This is a genomic window from Vibrio sp. 1562, assembly GCF_033340155.1.
Taxonomy (GTDB): Bacteria; Pseudomonadota; Gammaproteobacteria; order Enterobacterales; family Vibrionaceae; genus Vibrio; species Vibrio alginolyticus.
The window spans coordinates 1-1,190 of the sequence record NZ_JAWOVY010000101.1 but is presented as its reverse complement, the minus strand read 5'-3'; the positions used below and the strand labels follow the sequence as shown (position 1 = coordinate 1,190).

The window sequence follows — 1,190 nt, the reverse complement described above, 5'->3', positions numbered from 1 at the left end:
ACGAATGAACGCCCTTTATGAACGCTGCCACGTCAACGGGATTGATGTGGAATTGCTTGATGAAGCGCAGCTCAAGTTGGCGGAGCCTAACATCACAGGGTTGGGCGCGATTTACGTGAAAACCACCAGTATTGTTGATTACCGCTTGGTAACAGAGCATATGGCACAAGAGTTCCAAAGTTTAGGTGGTCATATTAGCTTGAGAACCAAGGTGGTTGCCGCCGATGAGAAAGATGAAGAAGTACAACTGACTTGCGTTTCCGATGGACAATCTATGCAGCTGAACTGCAAGTTTCTAGTCACTTGCAGTGGATTGATGGCCGATCGGATGACAAAAATGATGGGCATTCCGACCGATTTTCAAATCGTGCCTTATCGTGGTGAATACTACCGATTAGACAGTAAGCATAACCAAGTGGTGAATCACTTAATCTACCCAATTCCAGATCCAGATTTGCCATTTTTGGGGGTGCACTTGACTCGTATGATTGATGGTTCTGTGACGGTTGGTCCAAATGCCGTTCAGGGTTGGAAGCGAGAAGGGTATGGAAAAGTGAACTTTAACCTGCAAGATACACTGCAAATGCTGAGCTTTTCTGGCTTTTGGAAAGTCACGCAAAAGAACTTAAAAACGGGCTTGGAAGAGTTTAAAAACTCGTGGTGGAAGCCTGGGTATTTAAAACTGGTCAATAAATATTGTCCGAGTATTCGTGTTGAGGATCTCCAGCCTTACCCTGCAGGGATTCGCGCGCAAGCGGTGTTGTCGGACGGCACTCTAGTGCACGATTTCCTATTTGCAGAGAGCGCAAGAAGCCTTCATGTGTGTAATGCGCCTTCCCCAGCGGCCACATCTGCCATGCCTATCGGAGAGTACATTTGCGATAAGGTCGATGAGAAAGTGGTAGCTAAAGTCGTCTAGTCAGACATAAAGAGCCAGTTTGAACACTGGCTCTTCCATTTCATCAGGTTTTTGTTGGTGGCATTCTACTTCGGGCAAAGTTCGCCTTTTTTGGCGTGTCTTTCGATCATGTAATCGCCTCTTGCACTGCGTAAGACCATTGCGTTCCACACTTCACCGTCTTGAAGCTCGAACTCAAACGCATAGTGAGTACCCGCTACCACTTGAGTGCGCACTTCGTTGATGTTTTTTAATTTATCTTCGGCGTTCATCTGGTACAAAACCATACTCA

2 protein-coding genes are annotated in these 1,190 nt (G+C 46.4%); one reads left to right on the top strand and one right to left on the bottom strand.

The genetic code is table 11. The annotated features are described in order from the left end of the window. A partial coding sequence (lhgO, locus tag R7Z49_RS23465; RefSeq protein ID WP_318112137.1) for an L-2-hydroxyglutarate oxidase occupies positions 1 to 919 on the top strand: 919 nt, incomplete at its 5' end. Positions 920 to 984: 65 nt separating this feature from the next. Here the strand turns inward: lhgO and R7Z49_RS23460 are convergent. Continuing rightward, positions 985 to 1,190: cystatin domain-containing protein (locus R7Z49_RS23460; protein WP_318112136.1), on the bottom strand; the 206-nt coding region annotated here is incomplete at its 5' end.